Here is a 21,297-nt window from a genome sequence, read left to right as displayed (position 1 = left end):
TCCTATCTGCGTATTTTCTATTTGCAGCTTTCACACGCCGTCTTCCTTGCTACGACCTTAATCGCAAACACAACAAGGAAGAAACATGACTAAAAAACTGCCATTTTCAGTACTTGCAACACTGACCGCTGCCAGTTTTCAACTGAGTGCGGCAGAGCTACCTGCTGATATAGAATGGATTTCAAATAACAATGAACCTCTGTTCGCCTCTGAAGAAGCGGTACGAGGTGGTACTTATCGTACTTACATTCAGAGCTTTCCTCAGACATTACGAAGTGTTGGTCCAGATGCGAACTCTGGCTTGCGCCAATATTTAATGGATGGTTCACCAAAGCTTGCTCAGCGTCATCCAAATACTGGTAAATGGATCCCCCAACTTGCTAAGTCATGGGCATTTGGAGAGGACAACAAAACCGTATTCTTTAAGCTTGATGAAACGGCCGAGTGGTCAGATGGTGAAAAAATTACGGCAGATGATTACGTCTTTATGATGAAGTACTACACGTCAAAAGACATTATCGACCCGTGGTACAACGACTTCTTCACGAACAGCGTTGTTGGTGTTGAAAAAATTGACGACTACACGATCAAAGTCAATCTTGCTGTAGCTCAAAGTCATGACTCGCTCATGGTTATGATTAACATGCCGAGTAATGGTTTTCAGCCTCGTCCGGAACACTTCTTTGAAGGAGAAAAGGACGCAAATAACGATGGCATGCCTGATAACTTCGTCAGAAAGTTCAACTTTAAATCTGAGCCAACTGCGGCGCCTTACTACATTGATAAAGTGAAGAAAGGTAAGAGCGTGACATTCAAACACGTGGGCGAAGATTGGTGGGGGTATAACAACCGCTACTATAAAAACCGTTACAACGTAGAAAAAGTCCGCATTAAGGTGATTCGCGATCCTGATATTGCCATGAAGCACTTTGAGAAAGGCAACTTGGACTACTTTGAGATGGTGCTACCAAGCTTTTGGCATGACAAAACCGATAGTGATGTGTACAAAAAAGGCTATATCCAAAAGTACTGGGGCTTTAACGAAGCACCACAAGGCGCTGGTGGCCTTTGGATGAACACCGCGATGCCGGTGTTGGATAACCTAGAAGTGCGCAAAGGCGTTATGGCAGCCACTGACTATGACGGCATGATTGAAAATATCATGCGTGGAGATTATTCACGTAAACCACATGGACTCGGCTTTGGTCATGGCGAATACGATGATCCTAACAATACACCGCCTAAGTTTGATGCCGATGCGGCGGTTAAACATTTCGAAAAAGCGGGCTTTGACAAAGTTGGCGCAGATGGTATTCGTGTCAACGACAAGGGCCAACGCTTGAGCTTTGCTATCACCTATGGATACAACTCTTGGACACCGCGTATTGCGTACTTGAAAGAGCAAGCGAAACTTGCTGGTCTTGAGTTCACGTTAAACTTGGTTGATGGTTCATCTGCGTTTAAATACATTCTTGAGAAAAAGCATCAGTTAGCGTTCTTGAATATGGGTTCTGGTGAGATTCCTGCGTATTGGGAATACCTGCACTCTGATAATGCGAATCGACCACAAACGAATGCTCACACCAACTACAGCAGCCCTGAGCTGGACCAGTTGATTGAAGCTTATGACTCTGAGTTTGATCAGGAGAAGCGTTACGATTTATCGCATCAAATCCAAAACTATGTCAGCAAAGCGAATATCATCGTTCCTGGATACATGGTGCCTTATTCTCGAGTTGCGCATTGGCGCTGGGTTAAAATTCCTAAAGATGGCATGACAAAAGCGACAGAATGGGTGCTTCATCCAATGGATATTGGTAATTTCTGGATCGATAGCAAAGTAAAAGAAGAGACTGAGGAAGCGATGGACGAGGGTAAAACCTTCCCAGAGACAACGGTCATTGATGATCGCTACAAGTTGTAACTCCACAACTTAGCGGCGATAAAAATGAAAGCCCCGGTAATTAAGTTACAGGGGCTTTTTTATTTTTACTTAACTAAGTAGGACGCTTCTAAAAGGTAGGTTTTCACATCACCAAGCAAAGAGAAGGCCTTGTCGATGGTTTTAAATCGCTCATCAAGTGAGTCACTAGATATAAGTTGGCTGAACGTTTTTACCGAGAAAGCTTCGTTTGCTTTAAAGAACTGATGCACATTTTCAAGCTGAACTTTATGAATATGCTCCACCTTATTTAGGGCGGTGGTTAAATCGGAAATGTTAATCGACATTGCTACTCAAGAACCTTATCAACAAGACCTTACATAAGGTCATAGGATGGGGCTTTATATTTTGCCGTAGAGTAGCACCAAAGAACGGATTGCAGTCTGACTAAGATCAATTTGTCTCGCTTGATTATCTACATCTATTTCGATCGGAAAACTTCTCGCAGCACAAAAAAGGGAAGCAACTTGCTTCCCTGTAATTAACATCGATCTTAGATTTTTTTGGCAATCTCCGAAGTCAGTTCTTCCAACCCGACGGACAGTGCGTCGACAAGTGCTCCATAGCCTTCGTCCTGTAGAGGCTGAGAGATTTGTATTGGTGCACTCTTTTCTACCTTACCTTCAGCATTAATGAGTAACCATTCCCCCTCAATTTCGATATTTCCTTTGTAGCTACCATTAAATTTATTTAACGTAAGCTGTAGTTTGGCTTCACCATTTTGATCCAACAGGTTGTTCATTTCAGTCGGCCAGTAATGAGTCTGTTTGTGGCGTAGTTCTGTGACGACTCTCTGAGTGATTTGCTCGGAAATACTATGCGCCCATTGATTGTTTCTTGCCTGGATAACTTGAGTCTCAGAGGTTCGGTAAACGATACCACTATCGTTTAAATAACTTGCCAGTTTTACTGGACGAACAACTAAAGTAGGGCGCTGTGAGATATCAGAAGAGCTCAGAGTTACTGGTTCCGCCTTAGGTAGAAGGTACAAAGCCCCTTTAGTTTCTGGAGTGCTACTGCAACCCGTTAGACCGACAAATAGCGCGATAGACAAAAAGAATACTCGTTTCATTAGTTTTGGCCTTTAACTGGGATTGGGTCACTGATTTCATCTTCTCCAAACACGAGAGAGTTTGGCTTTTCGTTTAGCTGTTTAAGTACGGGTTTAAACTCTGTCATCACGCTTTCTAGTTCTTTGAGCGTGGCTTCCATTTCATTGTACATGGTTGAGTTTGGTCCATAACCATCGAGTGTTTTTTGCAACTGCTGCAAGCTTTGGCGAATATCTGTTGGGATCTCTTGCGTCTCTTTTTGATTTAAAAGTTTACCAATACTGTCCGCGACACGTTCTGCTGACGCCAACGTCTTTTCCGACGTTTTTAACGTTGAATTGAGAGAGTTAAGCGTTTCTTCCATTGGTAAGCTATTAATCTTATTTAGGAAGTCATTAACTTGGCGCTGAACTTGGGCAAAACCACCACGCATGGTTGGGAAAACATCTAAACCTTCAAATTCACTTGGAACGTACTGATCATCATTAGGGTAAAAGTCTGCATCAATATAAAGCGCGCCAGTTAACAAGTTACCAGTCTTTAAGGTGCCACGGAGACCGCGAGCAAACTCTTCCTTCAACTTCTCTTTGAACATAGATAAAGATTGGGATTCTAAATCTCCGTACACTCGACCGAGCTCAACGCGCACCAAAACAGGAATTTTTTTCGCAGAGAAGTTTTCTTCTGGTGTTGGTAAACGCATCGGTACTCTCGTTACGGTACCAATACGAAGACCGCGGTACTCAACAGGCGCATTCGCTTTTAAGCCACGTACCGATTCATCAAATAACATGACGAACTCAATGTAGTCATCGTACATGCCTTCTCTCAGCTGCTTAATATCATCGTATAAGCGGAAGTTAACCATGTCTTCTGTGAGTGGTTCACCGGACTCAAGACCTGGAACAGTATCGAAGGTAACGCCACCCGTTAGCATGCTCTCTAGCGAGCCAAACTTAACTTCAAACCCTTCGGCATTGAGCTGTAAATCAACACCAGAATTCAGCCAAAACTTAGTACGAGTGCGCACTAAACTGTCATAAGGTTTGAAAATAAAGAGTTGATACAGCGCCTTGCGAGTATCAACATCAAAGCTGGTTTTCTCTACACGACCAACGGTAAAGCCTTTATAAATAACCGGGTCACCAACACCTAGTTTGCCAGCTTCGCGGTGTGTTAATACAAGACGTAGGCCTTCTGCATCAGGAGAAGCGACCGGTGGCACATCTAATACCGTAAAGTGCTCCTTTTCTACTTTAGATTTACCCGGCTGAAGTTGTATATAAGCGCCAGATAGCAAGGTCTCTAAACCTGAAACGCCATCACGGCCAATACGAGGCTTAACCACCCAGAACATGGTATCGTCACGCAGCATGCGTTCAGCATCTTTGTTCATCTGCGCCTTAGCGATGATGTGATCGTAGTTTTCACTGAGAGTGACTTCGGTAATCAGACCGACTTTAACATTCAATGCTCGGATCTCGGTTTTACCAACCTCAATCCCATCTGCGGTTGGCAGTTGGAGAGTAATTTGTGGGCCTGTACTGTTGATGTAATGGAACAGCATCCACGCTCCCATGGCTAGCGCAAGGATCGGTACAATCCAGATCGCAGAAATCTGCTTTTGCGGTTTTATTTGAGCGGTTACGTTGTTCTCATCACTCATATTTGGCTTTCTCGTTTAAGTTGTCAGAAATCGGCTCCTGCACTTCGTTTTGTGGCAACTGCCACAACAAACGTGAGTCAAATATCATTGCAGAAAGCATAGTGAAAATGACCACTGCCGCGAAAGAGAGCGCAGCAGGGCCTGGATAAATCGCCATTAAGTTTTGCAACTGAACCAGTGCAACTAAGATGGCAACGACAAAGATATCGATCATGGACCAACGACCAATAAACTCAGTTAAGCGGTATATCTTTAAGCGTGAAATACTTTCTTCAGGAGGAAGATATCGCGCTTTTTGCGCATTGTAATACAGCCACGCGAGTGCCAGCATTTTCGCCATTGGAATGAATACGCTAGCAAAGAAAATTACCATCGCAATAGGGTAAGAACCTAAATGCCAAAGCAGTATTACCCCTTCCATGATAGTCGAGCCTTCTGAATGTCCAAGGCTTACGGTATACATCATTGGATAAAGGTTCGCGGGTATATAGAAAATGACTGACGCAAACAAAAGCGCCCAAGCTTTTTGTAAATTATCTGCTGGGTTGTATTTATGAATAGGGCTTTTACAACGAATGCAGTATTGGTGTTTTTTCGCTTCAATTGGGTTGAGTTGGTGACATGTATGGCAACCAATATGGTTGTGGTTATGGTGCGTATCGCCCTCATTTACATCGGGCAGCACGATGGCTGGAATGAAGTGTCCCCAGAGCCAGCTTTTGTCAACCATAGAAATACATTTGACTACCAGTACGGTATAAACGCAGAACGCCCAGAATGAAGTCCCCATTCCAATGTCTGCCAGAGAAGCGATTTTAATTAAGCTGACTAATACGCCAATCAAGAATACATCGGCCATCAGCCAGGGTTCGACTCGAAACAGAAGGCGACATAAAACTTTCGCCATTCGTTGCTGTTTTTTGGATGGCGTATGTTTACGCGCTTTTAATGCTTCGAGATGAAGAAAGAGAATGAGACCGACATAGATAGCAGGCAATACGACGACCGTTGCGAGAAGCAACACACCTAAAAGTACATTTTGAAATTCAGCCAGCATTTTGGCTGCATGCAATAAGGTGATTTCTTGCGATAGCCCTTGCACACTGAACGACATAAAAGGGAAAGAAATGCTTAACACCAACATGATCAAACATGCCGATGAAATGGCGATCACGCTTTGATAGGGCTTAGCATTCACTTTTGTCAGAGAATGCGCGCATCGAGGACATTGAGCTTTTTGCCCTTGATCGATATCGGGAATACGAACAACAAGGCCGCACTCTTCGCATGAAATTAACTGACGGGAATTAGGTTGAATACTCATCGGGTAGGTTTTGGATTCATTTGTCCTAAGAATACTCTTTTTTAATTAGACACGCTTGTTTTGATTCAGGAGTTTACGAGTTTCTTACTTTTGGCACCATAGTATATGGAAGCTCTAAGATATAAACAAAGTCGCGTTTGGCGCATTATTTTACTGCGAAGATTGGTATGTTGGAAGCCGAAAACCACTTAACGTTGCTGGTTTGGAGAGGGTAAGTGAATTGCTTCAGGAGAGTAAAACACCCCTGCTCAGAGAACCTGAGCAGGGAGGTGGGAGCACTGGTATTTAAGATGAACGGTTGTTTTTTACTCGATGGTTCCGCTCTTGAAAGCATTCGATCCGACTTGCTTTCCACTAATTGTTTTTCCGTAATAGCCTTGATGTTGGTGATATCTCTCTGCGTTTGCGCCCACGTTGCCTTTAAATCGAGGATCTTGTGGACGCTCGTGGCTATTGACGTATGCCGCGACATCCCACGCTTCTTGTTTGCTTAACTGGACACTTTTCCCAAGCGGCATGTTCTCATAAATAAAATAGGCCGCGGTGTTAATCCGGTGCATACCTGCGCCCCAGTTATACGCAAATTCGCCCCAAAGCGGAGGAATGTATGAATGGCCGTCGGTGCCTTTGATACCCGAGCCGTCGGCGCGATGGCAAGTTTCGCAGTTCTTTTCGTAGACTAAAGCCCCTCGCTCTGGTGATGGTTCTTGCTTCGGTGCGGCGATTTTTGGGTAGCCACGTCCAGAGAGATTACCTCGTTCTTCAATTGGTAATGCTTGCGCGATGGCTTCTGGCAGCGGGAAGTCTTTTGCTTTTCCACCAACTTGCAACGCTTTTGCGTCTAGCTCCGGAATTGGTTCATCCGTCATACCATGTTTGTCGAGCAAGCCGCCCATCGCCAACCAGTAGGCGTAAGCACTAAGGGCAACAATTTCTGGCGAATCGTAAGCGGGAGCTTTACCGTTCATGGAATATTCGAAACAACCCTGGATACGGTCAGCATAGCTGTTTACGCGATCGTTTTTCTTGCGATAAGCAGGGTAGGCCATGTATGCCGCCCATAGAGGTGCAGCGTTGGCTTTTCGTCCTGCTTCCATATGGCAATTCACACAGTTTTGTTCGTTGCCAACGTATTTTCCGCGCATTTGTTGCGAGTTAACAAATAGGGAATAACCACGTTTTACTTGCTCACCAAATTCGGTATTTGGAATAGTGCTGAGATCGCGAGGCTGCAAATATTCACCGTGATTCTCTTTTTTCACCGCGGGCAGTTCAGTTTGACGATCCGGCAGTGGCTCGTTGGCCAAAGTAGCAGCAGAGATGAGAGGCAATGCGAACAAAGAATATAAACGTTTCATGTCTGCTCCTAGTAACGTAATGAGGCAAAGTAGTAGGAAAGGTTTTCAATCTCTTCGTCAGTGAGATTTTTCGCGATAGTACTCATCATATTGAGCGGGTCACCACTGCGAGTGCCGTTTTTCCATGCCATTAATTGCGTTTTTAAGTAATCAGCATGTTGGCTTGCGAGGCGAGGGAATTTGTCGACGCCCATTCCGCTGGCTCCATGACAAGTCGCGCAAGCTGGAATGTTTCTATCCCAATCACCTTGGAAGATTAATTTACGATACGGGTTACGAATGTCGGCTTGGTCGCCGCGTTGCTCTGGGTTAGTGAACTCGTAGCTCGGGAGGTTAGCAAAGTAATCCATGACTTCTTTACGAACGGCAGGATCGCTAAGCTCTTTCGCCATGCCTTGCATGACTACGTTTTGGCGTTCACCACTAAGGAATAGTTCGATTTGAGTGTTGAGATAATTCGCGTTTAAACCAGCGATCATCGGAGCGATATTTGGCTGTCCCATACCATCTTGGCCGTGACAACCACTACACACGCTGGCTTTTTCCGGAATAGACGAGGCGCTTGCGCCCATAGTGGTGGCTAGCAAATAGGCTGTCACCACTGGAAGAATCTTTGACATGCTGACTCACTTTAATTCTTATTAATATGTCTAAGTGCTACTTGGTAGTCACTGGGACGATATTGTCGGCCTTGTCAATAAGGAAAGGTATTGTGGATTTCCACATATTTAGAGGATGTGAAGAGCTGCTAAATGGCAGCTCTTATAAGGTAGAGGCATTTTAACTTGCAGCGTTACGCCTTGCGTATTTTGGCGGGTAATGATTGGCGAGCCGCTGCTCCTACCACCCAATCCAACAACACGCCTTTGCCTTCTCGGGTTGGGTCAATTAAGCCAATGTCGTTAATGTTGACGCCATCTTGGCTGCGCGTTTTTACGGGTTGCTGTTTATCACCGATCCAGTGTGAGCGTTGCCCTAGCTCGGTATGGCCAAACCCATGTTCAAACCCGAGTGTGCCAGGGCGAATCCCGCTGACTATCATCGCAAGTGCTTTGGTGCTTGCAGATGGAGTTTCGATAACAAACTCATCACCCGTTTTAATGCCTGCGCGCTCGGCATCGGTTGGATGGATGTACACAGGGTTTACGCCTTTGATCGAGTTCAACCTTGGCGATAGGTTGGATACCGCACTGTGAATGTTGGATTTAAAGTTCGTCAGGCTGAATGGCCATTCTGAGCTTGGGAACTGTTCTTCCATTGGTGTGCCATCGGCCAGCTTTTGTGGATGCCATGTTGGGCAACCGGTGTAGAAATCACCGGTCATGGTGTTTCTTGCGCTGCCGACACGTTCATTCCATATCGCAACTGGTCGTGTCCATTTATGCTTCATCTGCTGACCTTGATACGCTTCGCTGGCATTTTCAAAGCGTCCACCGCGAGCAAAAATAAACGCCACACGTTTCATCTCATCTACTGTCAGCGTCTTCTGCATGGCTGGCATTAAACGCTCTAGGCCGGACCACGCAATGTCTTCTGCCGAAACTTCAGGCACGCCGCCTTTCACATAAGCCAAGTTTGCCGCAGAGCGTAAGTAGAAATCTTCGGCGCGATGGAGAGCGTGCCAATTTCCTTGTGCATCTTGAATCGCGTTGTCACCGAAACCGCCCAGTTGCATTTTTTTAGCGACATCAATCAGAAAGTTCTCTAAGCAAATCGAGCGACCGTCGGCGGTTTTTTCTGTTCGCGCTTCCACTATCGGCCAACGAGCGGTGACGGTTTTCACTGGAACATCGTGCCAAGGCGTTGCCATGCCCCAGCTTTCGTAAGTCACGGTGTCCGGCACAATGTAATCCGACAACGCGGTGGTTTCGTTAATGAATGCATCAACAGACACAATCAAACCGAGCTGCTTTGGATCTTTAAGCTTGTCTTCCAGCAGCGTTTTTAAACCGGGTACACCATACATTGGGTTCGCCATATGGTTGATCCACGCTTTAACGCGGTATGGATACCCATCAATAGCCGCAGATAGGTGCTCTGTCAGCAGTGGCGCGGCAAACGGATACCAAGGGGCGCGAGTTGGGTAAGGGGATTCACCTGCCTCAACGCGATGTTTGTATTCGCTGGTTTTGTGGTAGGGGAATTTACTGCGCGACAGAAAGACGCCTTTCGGGCCGACTTTGCCAGCAAATTTGGTGAAGTCGTAACGAGGACCCGCAGCGGAAGTTGGGTAGCCACCCGCTTTGGCCATCGCTCCGCCTTTCATGTTGATGTTTCCAATCAACGCATTGAGCATCATGATGGTAAACGAGTTATAGAACCCATTGGTGTGCATGTTGCCACCGTGGGTATCGACTACCGCTTTTGTTCCGTAACTGGTGAAGCGCTTTGCTAGTTCAACAATTTGTTCGACAGGAATCTCACATTGTTGGCTGTAGAACTCAAGGCTGTATTTAAACGCCTCTTCTTTGAGTCTTTGCAGGGAAGATTTTACTCGCACTTCGCCTGATGCAAGCGAAACCGTTTTATCGACAAACAGTGCCGCTTCCCCTGTCTGGGTATGAACACCAAATTCGCCGCTTTGATCATCCACGATGACGTACGGATCGGAGTCAGACAACGCTTCGCCTTCGAATGGCAGATTCAAATCCGACGCGCGTAAAAACGTGCCGTTTCTCGGGTGCTGCTCATCGCTTATCACGAGATGCGTAGCATTACACCAGTGCGCTGTGCCTGCACGTTTCATCGCATTCGCCCCCGGCTGCGCCAAGAAGGTTTTGTTGTAGCGTTGGTTTTCGATGATCCATTGGATCATGCCAAGCACGAGGGCAGAGTCGGTGCCCGGTTTGATTGGTATCCAGCGGTTATTGTCACCTGCTGCCAAGCTCGATGAACCCGCCGGCAAACTTGGTGTGATGATGGTGTATTCCAAGCTGCCTTCTGTTCGCGCATTGGCGAGTTGGCGCGCCTGACGCTTAAAAGGGTTACCCGCTTGAGCAGGTGACATACCAATAAAGATGATGTATTCGGCATTATCGAAGTCTGGTTTTAAATGGGCAAATTTATCCAAATCATTCATAAATGCACCGCTGCCAGCACGAAATGCGTAGCCGCAGTACGAACCGTGATGCCCAAAGTTACGCGTACCATAGCTGTTGAACGCGAAGCGTTTGAATATGTCGTCTCGGCCTTCGTTACCAGCGTTGGTCATTAACAATTGGTTGGCTTTCGGTCCATATTCTGGGTTTTCAGGATCAACGGGCGTTGTTAAATCGCGAATATCGCGTAAGCCATCAACATGGCCTTCACCAAATAAATCACCACCTTCAACGACTTCTTCTATCAATTGCTCGTAGCTGATCGGAATCCATTTTCCTTCGCCGCGTTTGCCAACTCGTTTCAGCGGCTGAGTAATGCGGTACGGGCTGTTGCGAATTTCTAGCATCCCGTTTCCTCTCGCACAGGCGGTCGAACGGCCGTCAAGGCCCGCTTCTCCTGCCAAACTCAAATAAGCATCTTTGACTGGCGTTTCAAACGGAATGTGTTGCTGATGAGACAGCGGGTGATATGGGTTGCCAGTGATGCGCAAAATCTCGTCGTTACGGTTATCAATGCGCACACGCAACCCGCACAGTGACCAACAACCAAAGCACATCGATGGAGCGACGCGCTGGTTTGGATTAGGGATCAGGTTGCCTTTGTTGTTGACCGTGTACTCTGGTTCAAGAGAATTACCGTTGTGAATATCACGCGTTTTTTCTCCTGCGGTGCCTTCGAGCGCACCCTCGACCATATGTTTGGTTGTGGTGGCGTAACCCGCAGCGAATGCGCCAAGCCCACCCACTGCAATGCCTGATTTCAAAAACTGACGGCGTTTGTTATCCATGATGAAATCCTCTTTGATTAGCGTTCAGTTAAGGTGAGTGATGTTGGTGTCACTTCGGAGTTTTGCTTTGGCTGGATTAACTCTGAAGCCAGTAATGCCAATGCAAGCCACAATCCGAGCATCCCGATAATGGCTATCCAACCATTTCCATCCACAGTGAGTTGGTATGGATAAAGCCCAGCATCGAATTTAGCGATGGTTTGCACTTCCATGATGGTGAACCAGCGGATCAGCCATGCGCTTGCCAACGTGATCAACGACAGGCACAACGAGCCCATGACACGATGTATACGAGACGTTGTTGACGATTTGGTGTCTCTCATCGTCATAAACGCGAAGGTAATGCTGCCCAAAATAACCAAAGTGAGCAGAGCGATGTTTTGTATCCATTGCTCACTGGAGTAGAGTGAAAATGCGGAATTGTTGGATGCCCAAACTGGCAGCAGTATCAGCGTCAATACACCGCTGATGACGACCGATTTTTTTAGTAAATGGGTATCGCCAGATGTCAGTATCTTCGATTGGCTAGGCAGCAGTAACCAAATCAGTAGAGAAAACCCGACCGCGCCCATAAATGCAGTGACAAACCAAAGAACCGGCGACGCGGGTTGGTGCCATAAAGAGCGCGATTTAACGACCGCAATTTCAGCGCCTGTATAGACTGCAATGGTGATGCCTGATAGCACAGTGATGGCAGACACCATAAGCATGGCTCTACGAGATAGCGCCCAGTCACCCAGTGACAGCTTTGAAATTAGAGGCAGTACTTTCCCAGGCTGATCACGTAAGTTGATCAGATCCTGGCGGAGATACAGCCATGCAGTCACTACCGCTAAACCTGAGAAAACAGGCAAGAAAAGAGATCCTAAAGACATCCATGACCACGGTGTGATGTGCGCGTAAAAATGCCATGCGCGTCCCGGTTGGTGTAAATCACCAGTTAACGCTAATGGCCCCACGATGGCGCCGATGGCCAGCGTCAGCACAAGCGCAGCGCGCAGTCTGTGGCTGGTGTGTTTTTCAAATAATAGGGCGATTAGGAATAAAATAGCAGCCGCATAAGCCGAACCGATGTAGAAGAAATACTGTACCGCCCACGGGAGCCAAGCCATCGCTTGAGGTTGGACTAACACTTCGGTGATGTTCATGCTCGCTCTCCTTGTGGGTCGTAAATAGCTGGCTGCCCGTCGATATGGCTGGTAAAGCGTTCATCCATGCCGATATAAAACACGTGTGGATTGGTACCTTCATTGGGTTTCAGCACTTTGATGTCGTCCTGATGTTCTTTGATTAAGCGGCGAATCTCGCTTGTTGGGTCGTTTAAATCACCAATCACACGCGCACCGCCAACACAGGTCTCCACGCAGGCAGGTAATAGGCCTTGTTCTAGCCGGTGAGCACAGAAGGTGCACTTGTCTGCAGTGAGGGTGTCCTCATTGATAAAACGAGCATCGTAAGGGCAAGCTTGTACGCAATACGCGCAGGCGACACAGCGACTGTTATCCACCATGACGATGCCATCTTCGCGCTGAAAGGTCGCTTGAACCGGACAGACAGCCACACAGGGTGGGTTTTCGCAGTGGTTACAAAGGCGAGGCAGCATAAAGGCTTTCGCTTCTCGCGTGGCTTTCGAACCGTCATCCAGCGTGACTTCGTACTGCTTTACTGTGGTTCGGAACTGACCGATAGGTGCTTGGTTTTCAATGCTGCAACCCACGGTGCAAGCCTGGCAGCCGACGCATTTTCGCAAATCCACCACCATGGCATAACGTTTCCCCACTTGTCCTTTTCGGTCGGCGGACTGGTTATTGCGAATAATGTTTCCCGCGGTTGCCGTGCCAATGCCCGCGACTGGTATTAACGCGGCTCCGGCTGTGACCGCGCTGAGAAAGCGACGTTTGGTGGAATCCATAACTCACCTGCTTTTTTTGTTGTATTTGAATTGACTGATTCCATTGTGAGAAATGCACCGCGAGGCTTATATTGTGGATTTCCACATACCCAGATCAAACTTGATCTAAAACAAATGTGGTTTAGGGAAGGTAGCTGTTATTCTTGTCGCACTCTCTTGACGGAACGATTCGACTCATCATGAATAAAACGCCACGGTTGCTTCAGTTTTGGATTCTTTGCTTGGTTGCCTTTGCATCTTTAGCTCAGGGCGCTGTTTCTGAACAAGCAGATCTGCAAGAGCAAAACGCAGTGCAGCCAGAGGCTAAGCAGAAAGTCGAAGTGGGCGTGTTAGCGATACGTGGTCACCTTTATGCTGAGCAGAGATGGCAACCGACCATTGATTGGCTCAATCAGCAAATTTCTGATGTGCATTTTGTTCTTCATCCCCTTAACTTGGATGAAATGGGCGAAGCGGTGAAGTTTCAGACGATGGATTTCATCTTAACTAACCCAGGTCAGGCAGTGCGATTGGGTAGGCAATACGCGCTATCGTGGATGGCAACGCTAACCAGCCGAGCGCCGCAAAATTCGAACTACGGCATTGGTTCGGCGCTGGTGGTTCGAGCCAATTCAAGCTATCAAACATTGCAAGATGTCTCAGGGCTTCCTGTTGCGGCTGTATCAGAAAAAGCCTTTGGTGGTTACTTAACGTTGCGCTATCAAATAGTCAAAATGGGGCTTAATCCAAACGATTTCTTTTCCGATGTCCGCTATCTTGGTTTTCCTATTGATGCCAACCTGTACCAATTACGTGATGGCAATGTGGAAGCGGCCGTCGTCCCTGCTTGTTTATTGGAACAGATGTTAAGTGAAGGGCTTTTACAACCGGGTAATTACCGAGTTTTAAATCAACAGCCGAACGAGCGCTCGTTATGCGCGGTTTCCACACCGCTTTATCCAAACTGGTCATTTGCCAAAACAGAGCGTGGCTCAGCTCAGCTCGCCAAACAGATTGCGCAAGTCTTGCTTGCTATGCCGCCAGATCACCCTGCGATTATTGCGGCAGGCGCGTCAGGTTGGACGTCACCCGTCAGCTTGCTGAGCATCGACAAACTTTATCAGGCGCTAGACCTCCATCCGTTGCAGCAGCCTTGGTGGCAAGAAGCATTGCGTTGGCTGCGTAGTCATCAGGAATGGGCGTGGGCGCTGTTCATTTTTGTGATTGTATTGAACGCTTACCACTTTTGGCTTGAGTATCGATTTAGCAAGAGCAAGCAAGCGTTGGAGCAGACATCGTTACGTTTAAAAGAGAAAAGTGAACAGTTAGAGCATTCACAAAGAGTCGCGATTGTCGGTGAAATCGGCACCAGTCTTGCCCATGAGCTCAATCAGCCATTGGCGGCCATTCGCAATTACAGTGAAGGCGGTTTACTTCGCTTGGCCAAAAAACGCCCTCATGAAGATATTGTCCCAGTGCTTGAGAAAATACAGGAGCAAGTTGAACGAGCCGATGCAATTATTCAGCGCTTAAAAACGTTGATCCGCAAGCGTAGTGTCGACAAAGCGCCGTGCGATCTTCAAGTTCTTATTGATGACACGATTGAATTGCTCCATTTTCGAATGCAGAAGCAAAATATTTCGATTGTGACCAGTATAGAAGGGAACGTCTGTCCGGTACTTGTCGACGCTGTGGGCGTTCAACAGGTTTTAGTTAATGTGATCAGTAACGCGATTGATGCGTGTACTTTGTTCCAAGAGAAATATCACTCGTCAGGTTATCAAGGTAAAATTGCCCTGCATAGTGACTACCAAGTCAATCAACTTTCCATTCGAGTATTGGACAACGGCACAGGGTTGCAGCAAGAGAATCCAACTCAAGCGTTTGTGAGTAGCAAAGAAGAGGGGCTCGGGCTGGGGTTAGCCATTTGTCGTGATGTAATGGAAATGCATGGTGGCGAGTTTCTCATCAGCTCGACAGCGCCACATGGCTGTTTGGTTGAGCTCGTGTTTCCGTATCAAAACTAATCTGAACTAGGCATAGGAGCATTCAATGAGCAGCGGTGAAAAGCAGTTACCTGTTTTTGTAGTCGACGATGATGAATCGGTGCGTGACTCGCTCGCTTTTATGTTGGAAGAACATGACTTCAACGTCACCACTTTTGCTGATGGGCAGTCTTTCCTCGATGAGGTGGACGTTCAGCAAGCGGGGTGTATCATTCTTGATAGTCGAATGCCAAATCTTCGTGGTCAGCAAGTCCATCAAATTTTAAATCAAGCCAACAGTCCCTTGGCCGTTATTTACCTGACCGGACATGGTGATGTCCCGATGGCGGTCGATGCATTACAAGCTGGCGCGGTCAATTTTTTCCAAAAGCCAGTCAAAGGAGATGAGTTGGCACAAGCCATTTTGCAGGGGCAAGTGCAGTCGGCTGCAAACCTTGATATGGCGGCGGCAAAATCGGCGTATGAATCGCTCACTCCCCGAGAAAAAGACATTTTACGTTTGATCATTGCAGGCAAGCGGAACATTCGAATTGCTGATGAGCTTTGCATTGCAATGCGAACGGTTGAAGTACACCGCGCCAACCTATTGAAAAAGTTCTCAGCGAAAACCGTCGCAGAGTTGGCATATATTTATGGCAAGCTAGATTAGAGCTTAGTGAGTGAAGCTTCTTAATGTTATTTGTGGATACAACTTGAGCTTTATGACGACTCGCGTATTATCTTCTTCGTTCCTACTTTATCTGAATTCTTATGAGTTTATTGACTAAACGACATCACACGCCACATAAACGGGTGAAATGGCTACTAGCGATTATTGGCTGGGTGGTTGTCGTGTGTCTGATGCAAAATTCAGGCTTTGCATCGTCATGCTCTATGAAGTACGAGACGATATCGCCTGCTGTTTCACTTACTGATGAGGGTTCGAGCGTCAAGTCGATTGATGCTAAAGAAACCAGCAAATGCGAATTGTCTGAAAAGTTAATTCAATTTTCTCAACATCAACTCGATGCATTTATTGTTGTTCTGTTTGTCGGTCTTTTGGCGTCGGCTATTTGGATGTGCTGCGCTTATATTCGCGCACAACATTGGACGGAGCCGATAGGTCGTAAGTATCGAGTCCATCTGACTTTCTGTGTATTCCAAGAATAAAAACGTGTTTTCTGACCAATAACGTCAGCGATTTAACACATTTTGTTTTTATTATTAGGAATTACTATGAATCAAACTACCAAACTGACTCAGTTCGCGTCTATGTTCTTTATGACGCTGGCGTTGAGTTTGTTCTCTCTGAATATTTCAGCACAAACTACCGATACCGGTTGGATGACCAACCCGCAACATCCTCCAGTGCAAACGCGCTTTGTACTAACGGGTCAACAAGATCCGCAAGCCAAAACACTTACAGGTTATTTGGATGTCAAGTTAACCGGAGACTGGAAAACTTATTGGCGATCGCCGGGCGAGGGTGGTGTCGCGCCATCGATAGATTGGCAAAACTCGCAAAACCTGAGCAAGGTTGATTGGCAATGGCCATATCCGCAAAAGTTCGAGTTATTGGGCATTGAGACTCTCGGTTACAAAGGCGACACTTTGTTCCCAATGACGCTGCATATCGACGATATGTCGAAACCCGTCACGATTGATGCAGTGCTCACGCTTTCTTCCTGTACGACGATTTGTGTGCTGACGGACTACCAAATTCAATTGACGTTCTTACCTTCTGAGCTGAAAGTGGACGAAGACGTGATGTTCAGTTACGCCCAAGCGGTGAGTAATGTTCCTCAATCTTCGCCTTTTGTTGAGGTCATGCAAACAAACTGGGATGCGACTCAATCCAAATTACAAATCAAACTAAAGAACACGCAAGGTTGGCAAAATCCTCAAGTGTTGGTGGATGGTGTTGGTGATGCGATTCGTGACTACAGCTTCAAGTTGGATGGACTTCAGCAAGAAGGTGATATCGTCACAGCAAATTACTCGGTTGATACCTGGCTGGGTGAGGTAGAGCTTAATGAACAATCGTTATATGTTTCTATCAAAGATGATAACTTGCTGGTCGAAGAGGTAACACAAGCACAAGCAGGAGCGGTTACATCGTCACTGCCAACTACCTCTTTAGCGAGTATTTTCTTATTTGCATTGTTAGGCGGTTTGATTTTGAACATTATGCCATGTGTGCTGCCTGTATTGGGGATGAAGCTCAGCAGTATTGTGGCTGCGCATGGTGTAGAGCGCCGTCAAATTCGTACCCAGTTTATCGCTTCTTCTCTGGGGATTCTCACTTCGTTCTGGCTGATAGCTGGATTCATTTTGGTGTTGAAGCTTACGGGTAACGCGATCGGTTGGGGCGTACAGTTCCAAAGCCCTTGGTTCCTAGGATTGATGGTACTAGTCACTGCTTTGTTCGGCGCCAATATGTTGGGGTTATTTGAAATCCGTCTGTCATCGGGTACTAATACATGGCTCGCATCGAAAGGTGATAACTCTCTAGTGGGTCACTACGTTCAAGGTATGTTCGCCACTTTGCTTGCGACACCTTGTTCCGCACCGTTTTTAGGCACTGCCGTTGCTTTTGCCTTGGGCGCGGACGTATTAACGTTATTTGCAACCTTTACAGCATTAGCATTGGGTATGGCACTGCCTTGGATCTTAGTCGCTGTGTTTCCAAGTATCGCGCTGAAACTACCAAAGCCTGGTCCATGGATGAATGTCGTTAAGATCGTGTTTGGCATAATGATGTTGGCAACCAGCGTTTGGCTACTTTCATTAATGGCAAATCATGTACCGATGTTATGGATTGCACTCATCGCTGTGGTTGCTTTTGTAGTAATGATGGCAAGAGTTAAGAAAGTGTATGGTGAGAAAGCACTTGCTGTATCGGGGACCGCATCGTTAGTGTTGATAGCTGGTGGCCTGTTACTTGGTAGTGTCACTGCCGACCAATGGGCGACACCGCTTCCTGAGGACTTAGCGTGGCAGAAGCTTTCTAATTCAGCGATTGAAGAGCACGTCAATAATGGGCGAGTGGTGTTTGTTGATGTGACTGCGGATTGGTGTGTCACGTGTAAAGCGAACAAGATCGGCGTGATCTGGCAAGATCCTGTCTACTCATTGCTGCAAAGCCCTAATGTGGCGACGCTAAAAGGGGATTGGACACATCCGGACGGCTCGGTAACGGACTTTTTACGAGCTCATGGGCGTTACGGCGTGCCGTTTAACATCGTCTATGGCCCGGCGGCGCCACAAGGTATCCCGTTACCTGTGATTTTGACTGATGATGTTGTTTTAAGCGCGGTGAAACAAGCGAGTGGGGGAACTATTCAATGAGTTCGACAAAGCAGCGTAGAACATTCCGATATTGGCTCATTCAAATCGTACAGATGGTGCTCATTGTCACCGTTATTTCTATCGCGATGGATTGGTATCGCACCAAAGATATTCCTAAACAAGAGGCACCACCATTGAGCTCAGTATTGAGCGATGGTGAATACTTCGATGCAATCGCGCAAAGTCATGAACAACCTGTCGTTATTTATTTTTGGGCGACTTGGTGTCCCGCTTGTAAATTTGTAAGCCCAAGCGTGAGCTGGCTGAGTGATGACTATGCCGTAGTTGGCGTTTCTGGCTCATCGGGGCCGAATGAGCGTGTGGCGCAGTTTATGCAGGCAAAAGAATATCGTTTTGAAAACATAAACGATCCTTCAAGCGATATTATGCGTGAATGGAAAATTAGCGTGACTCCAACCATTTATATTTTAAGAAATGGTGAAGTGACCTCTATTACGACAGGCATCACAACGCCGATAGGAATATTGGCGAGAATTTGGTTGGCTCGATAACGAAATAAAAATCCGATATTCAAAATACTGAATATCGGATTTTTTCTTTTTATTTTCTCGCTCCAACGGGAATCATAATGTGTGCGTATGGCGTGCCTTTCCACATCACGTATGGGCCACCATAACTTGGATCGGTTGGTAGAGAGTCCAGCAACGCTTGGTCTGGGGTAATAATCATCAAGTGTGGTCCTTCCACAATCCATTGATTATCGTCCGTCATCCCTTCTGCAAATGGGTCGGTGTTACTGGCACCGCCATCACCCGCTAACATGTAAGAAATGCCTAATGCTTTGGCTTGGAAAGGTTTTTTGTTCATCCAAGCGTCTGCCCATTCCATCCAAGGACCATCCATACACATTGGAGCAATGCCTTCCAATTGAGGAGGCGTTGGGAAGCAAGTGTATTGGCTAGAACCTTCTTGAAGAACGTTATTGTTCCAGTCCATCACAGTTACTTTATCACGAATAGTCGGTGGTGCTGCACTCAGTGCATCTTCTAAAAGTGCTTTTGAATCATCGGCTGCGATTGCGCCAAAAGCGCAGCTGACCGAAACAACAGCAGTTAAATAAGGAGTTAGTTTCATAAATTAAACCTCAAGTTAATACAACATGAGAATTTGAGCACTTTAATTATAGAATGATATTAAAAATAAGAACCATTATTTAAATGGAAAATAATAAGCGATAGGTTTGTTATGTTAATTTAAGTGTTCTTTCATATACAGTTTATCGTCTACTAATACGTGTAGTTTAAAAACATCCGGCTGTTCTGCTTTGAAGCGTTACCAAAAGATGCTAGATAGGTGTTTTTAGTGATATGAGCTGAGTTTATTTGTAATCTATATTTTCAACACCTAATTTCCCTCGTATGGCTAATCGTATAAAAAATATTTCATCTTTATTGTTGCCACGCTAAGGCGTACTTTCTTAAGTATATGATTAGCTATAAAGGTAATGAGAATGGGACTAAAAATCCGTGGTTCTGTTGGTATAAATGGCACTAACTCTAAAAATGATGTTAAAGCAGTTCAACAATTTTTAAATGATAACCAAAAGAGAATAGGGTTTACCCGACTGTTGGTTGTTGATGGCTCGTTAGGGCGGAGCCCTCATTTATCGAAAACAGTAGAGGCAATAAAAGTGTGTCAGCGTAAGCTGCTTTATATGGTAAAGCCAGATGGTCGGATTGATGTAAATGGTAGAACTCATCGTAAGCTCAATGGATTACCAACCTATAGCTCAGTGAAAAATGATCCTCATGATGCTCAAAAACTAGTAACCAAAGTACCTTGGATGAAAACAGCGTTGGGAGAAATTGGACAAAAAGAAGTTTCAGGCACTAAGGCCAATCCAAGGATTTTAGAGTATTTTACAGCATCTAAGTTCTGGGGCACTGATGACTCTGGAGATCAAAATGCTTGGTGTGGTTCGTTTGCCGCTTGGGTTTTTAAACAACACGGAATCACTCCAGTAAAAGAAGCTTATCGAGCAAAGGAGTGGAAGGGTTTTGGTAAAAACATCTCAGAACCTATACATGGAGCTCTAGGGATTAAATCGAGAAAAGGTGGTGGGCATGTTGCTTTTGTCGTGGGAAAGAGCCCTGATGGTAGGCATTTGTACATGTTAGGAGGAAACCAAAGCAACCAAGTCAACATAGCAAAGTACTCTATTGATGTCTGGGACAAGTTCGTAGTACCGAGTAACTACGATGAAACAAAAGGTACTTTACCTGTATATACAAAAGGCTCTGCCTTAGCAGGAACGGAAAGTTAAATATGAAGAAATTTATAAGTTTGCTAGGCTGTGTAAGCTTATCAGCTTGTGCTTCACAGGGAGTGTACTCTCAGAATGAGGTACTCAAAGATGCGATAGTTCAAACGCCCTATTCTGCAGTGGTGAAAATTACAGGTTTTGAAAAGTTTGCTGAACACGAGGAAGATGTTCTCTTTAAAGTTCAAGCAGAAGTGATTCAGAAACTTCGTGGAGACGTTGGGTCTGAGATTACTTTCAGTATGTATGGCGAGCTAGGAGATGAGCCCAATATACACAATGATCCTGTCATTCTCACACTATGTCGTGATAAAGATACATATTATTGGCCTGGAACAGGGGCTGAGTTTGGGGCTAATCAAGAGAATATATTAAACGCTCAAGAAACAGCTGCTCACTTGGATACAGAGCAGCGCCATTTTGCACATTGTTCAGAATGAAATGGATAGCGGTTGAAACGAGCGGTTACAGAGCTTGTTAGTCGCCATCGTAGACAGCGTCTTTGCTGAATGATTCGTCGAGGTTTTTTAGTCTTTGATTGTCAGAGGCGACTGACAAAACCAT

The 21,297-nt window shown here is 46.0% G+C and carries 18 protein-coding genes; 8 read left to right on the top strand and 10 right to left on the bottom strand.

Annotation, left to right across the window (positions count from 1 at the left end; all coding sequences use genetic code 11):
• The first annotated feature begins 85 nt into the window (after positions 1–85).
• Positions 86–1,924: an extracellular solute-binding protein gene (locus ACWYVB_RS09290; RefSeq protein ID WP_268853576.1), complete on the top strand. Its 1,839-nt coding sequence runs from the start codon at positions 86–88 to the stop codon at positions 1,922–1,924.
• Between the two features lie 65 nt (positions 1,925–1,989).
• Here ACWYVB_RS09290 and ACWYVB_RS09285 read toward each other — a convergent pair whose 3' ends face one another.
• The 9 genes from ACWYVB_RS09285 to dsrO all read right to left on the bottom strand — a co-directional run bounded on the left by ACWYVB_RS09285 (position 1,990) and on the right by dsrO (position 13,140).
• Positions 1,990–2,229, bottom strand: coding sequence for a hypothetical protein (locus tag ACWYVB_RS09285; RefSeq protein WP_005397103.1), 240 nt, complete (start codon positions 2,227–2,229; stop codon positions 1,990–1,992).
• Positions 2,230–2,435: 206 nt separating this feature from the next.
• A complete protein-coding gene (locus ACWYVB_RS09280; RefSeq protein ID WP_457528799.1) occupies positions 2,436–3,014 on the bottom strand; it encodes a PqiC family protein in 579 nt (192 codons plus the stop codon).
• Entirely contained in the window at positions 3,014–4,660 is a 1,647-nt protein-coding gene (gene pqiB / locus ACWYVB_RS09275) for an intermembrane transport protein PqiB (RefSeq protein WP_457528797.1), read from the bottom strand. Before pqiB ends, ACWYVB_RS09280 begins: the two co-directional genes overlap by 1 nt.
• Complete coding sequence (locus tag ACWYVB_RS09270; protein WP_457528795.1) at positions 4,653–5,984, bottom strand: PqiA/YebS family transporter subunit; 1,332 nt, start codon at positions 5,982–5,984, stop codon at positions 4,653–4,655. Before ACWYVB_RS09270 ends, pqiB begins: the two co-directional genes overlap by 8 nt.
• Before the next feature lie 305 nt (positions 5,985–6,289).
• Positions 6,290–7,342, bottom strand: a complete 1,053-nt coding sequence (locus ACWYVB_RS09265) for a c-type cytochrome (protein ID WP_104975001.1) — start codon at positions 7,340–7,342, stop codon at positions 6,290–6,292.
• Between the two features lie 8 nt (positions 7,343–7,350).
• Positions 7,351–7,914: a c-type cytochrome gene (locus tag ACWYVB_RS09260; RefSeq protein WP_373417135.1), complete on the bottom strand. Its 564-nt coding sequence runs from the start codon at positions 7,912–7,914 to the stop codon at positions 7,351–7,353.
• Between the two features lie 221 nt (positions 7,915–8,135).
• Positions 8,136–11,228 carry a molybdopterin-dependent oxidoreductase gene (locus tag ACWYVB_RS09255; protein ID WP_457528794.1) on the bottom strand — a complete coding sequence of 1,031 codons (3,093 nt, stop codon included), beginning with the start codon at positions 11,226–11,228 and terminating at the stop codon, positions 8,136–8,138.
• 17 nt (positions 11,229–11,245) lie between these two features.
• Positions 11,246–12,376, bottom strand: a complete 1,131-nt coding sequence (nrfD, locus tag ACWYVB_RS09250) for an NrfD/PsrC family molybdoenzyme membrane anchor subunit (RefSeq protein ID WP_457528792.1) — start codon at positions 12,374–12,376, stop codon at positions 11,246–11,248.
• Positions 12,373–13,140, bottom strand: coding sequence for a sulfate reduction electron transfer complex DsrMKJOP subunit DsrO (dsrO, locus tag ACWYVB_RS09245; protein ID WP_457528791.1), 768 nt, complete (start codon positions 13,138–13,140; stop codon positions 12,373–12,375). The genes nrfD and dsrO overlap by 4 nt, the downstream gene beginning before the upstream one ends.
• A 179-nt stretch (positions 13,141–13,319) precedes the next feature.
• Here dsrO and ACWYVB_RS09240 point away from each other — a divergent pair, with 179 nt between their 5' ends.
• The 5 genes from ACWYVB_RS09240 to ACWYVB_RS09220 all read left to right on the top strand — a co-directional run bounded on the left by ACWYVB_RS09240 (position 13,320) and on the right by ACWYVB_RS09220 (position 18,964).
• Positions 13,320–15,146: a sensor histidine kinase gene (locus tag ACWYVB_RS09240; RefSeq protein WP_457528789.1), complete on the top strand. Its 1,827-nt coding sequence runs from the start codon at positions 13,320–13,322 to the stop codon at positions 15,144–15,146.
• A 25-nt stretch (positions 15,147–15,171) separates the two neighbouring features.
• On the top strand, positions 15,172–15,774 hold the full coding sequence (locus ACWYVB_RS09235) for a response regulator transcription factor (protein WP_047010025.1): 603 nt from the start codon (positions 15,172–15,174) through the stop codon (positions 15,772–15,774).
• 101 nt (positions 15,775–15,875) lie between these two features.
• Positions 15,876–16,274: a hypothetical protein gene (locus ACWYVB_RS09230; protein ID WP_269043885.1), complete on the top strand. Its 399-nt coding sequence runs from the start codon at positions 15,876–15,878 to the stop codon at positions 16,272–16,274.
• A gap of 66 nt (positions 16,275–16,340) precedes the next feature.
• Entirely contained in the window at positions 16,341–18,452 is a 2,112-nt protein-coding gene (locus ACWYVB_RS09225) for a protein-disulfide reductase DsbD family protein (protein ID WP_457528786.1), read from the top strand.
• On the top strand, positions 18,449–18,964 hold the full coding sequence (locus ACWYVB_RS09220) for a thioredoxin domain-containing protein (protein ID WP_193304704.1): 516 nt from the start codon (positions 18,449–18,451) through the stop codon (positions 18,962–18,964). The genes ACWYVB_RS09225 and ACWYVB_RS09220 overlap by 4 nt, the downstream gene beginning before the upstream one ends.
• A 49-nt stretch (positions 18,965–19,013) precedes the next feature.
• Here the strand turns inward: ACWYVB_RS09220 and ACWYVB_RS09215 are convergent, their stop codons facing one another.
• Positions 19,014–19,547 (bottom strand): hypothetical protein, encoded by a 534-nt coding sequence (locus tag ACWYVB_RS09215; RefSeq protein WP_005397084.1) that lies wholly within the window; start codon positions 19,545–19,547, stop codon positions 19,014–19,016.
• 376 nt (positions 19,548–19,923) lie between these two features.
• Here ACWYVB_RS09215 and ACWYVB_RS09210 point away from each other — a divergent pair, with 376 nt between their 5' ends.
• Complete coding sequence (locus ACWYVB_RS09210) at positions 19,924–20,736, top strand: TIGR02594 family protein (protein ID WP_457528784.1); 813 nt, start codon at positions 19,924–19,926, stop codon at positions 20,734–20,736.
• 2 nt (positions 20,737–20,738) lie between these two features.
• Positions 20,739–21,173, top strand: coding sequence for a hypothetical protein (locus tag ACWYVB_RS09205; protein WP_052708172.1), 435 nt, complete (start codon positions 20,739–20,741; stop codon positions 21,171–21,173).
• Positions 21,174–21,297 lie beyond the last annotated feature (124 nt).

The organism is Vibrio sp. JZG10, from assembly GCF_054064075.1.
The sequence above is the reverse complement of the archived record's forward strand: the minus strand, read 5'-3'. Positions and strand labels throughout refer to the sequence as shown.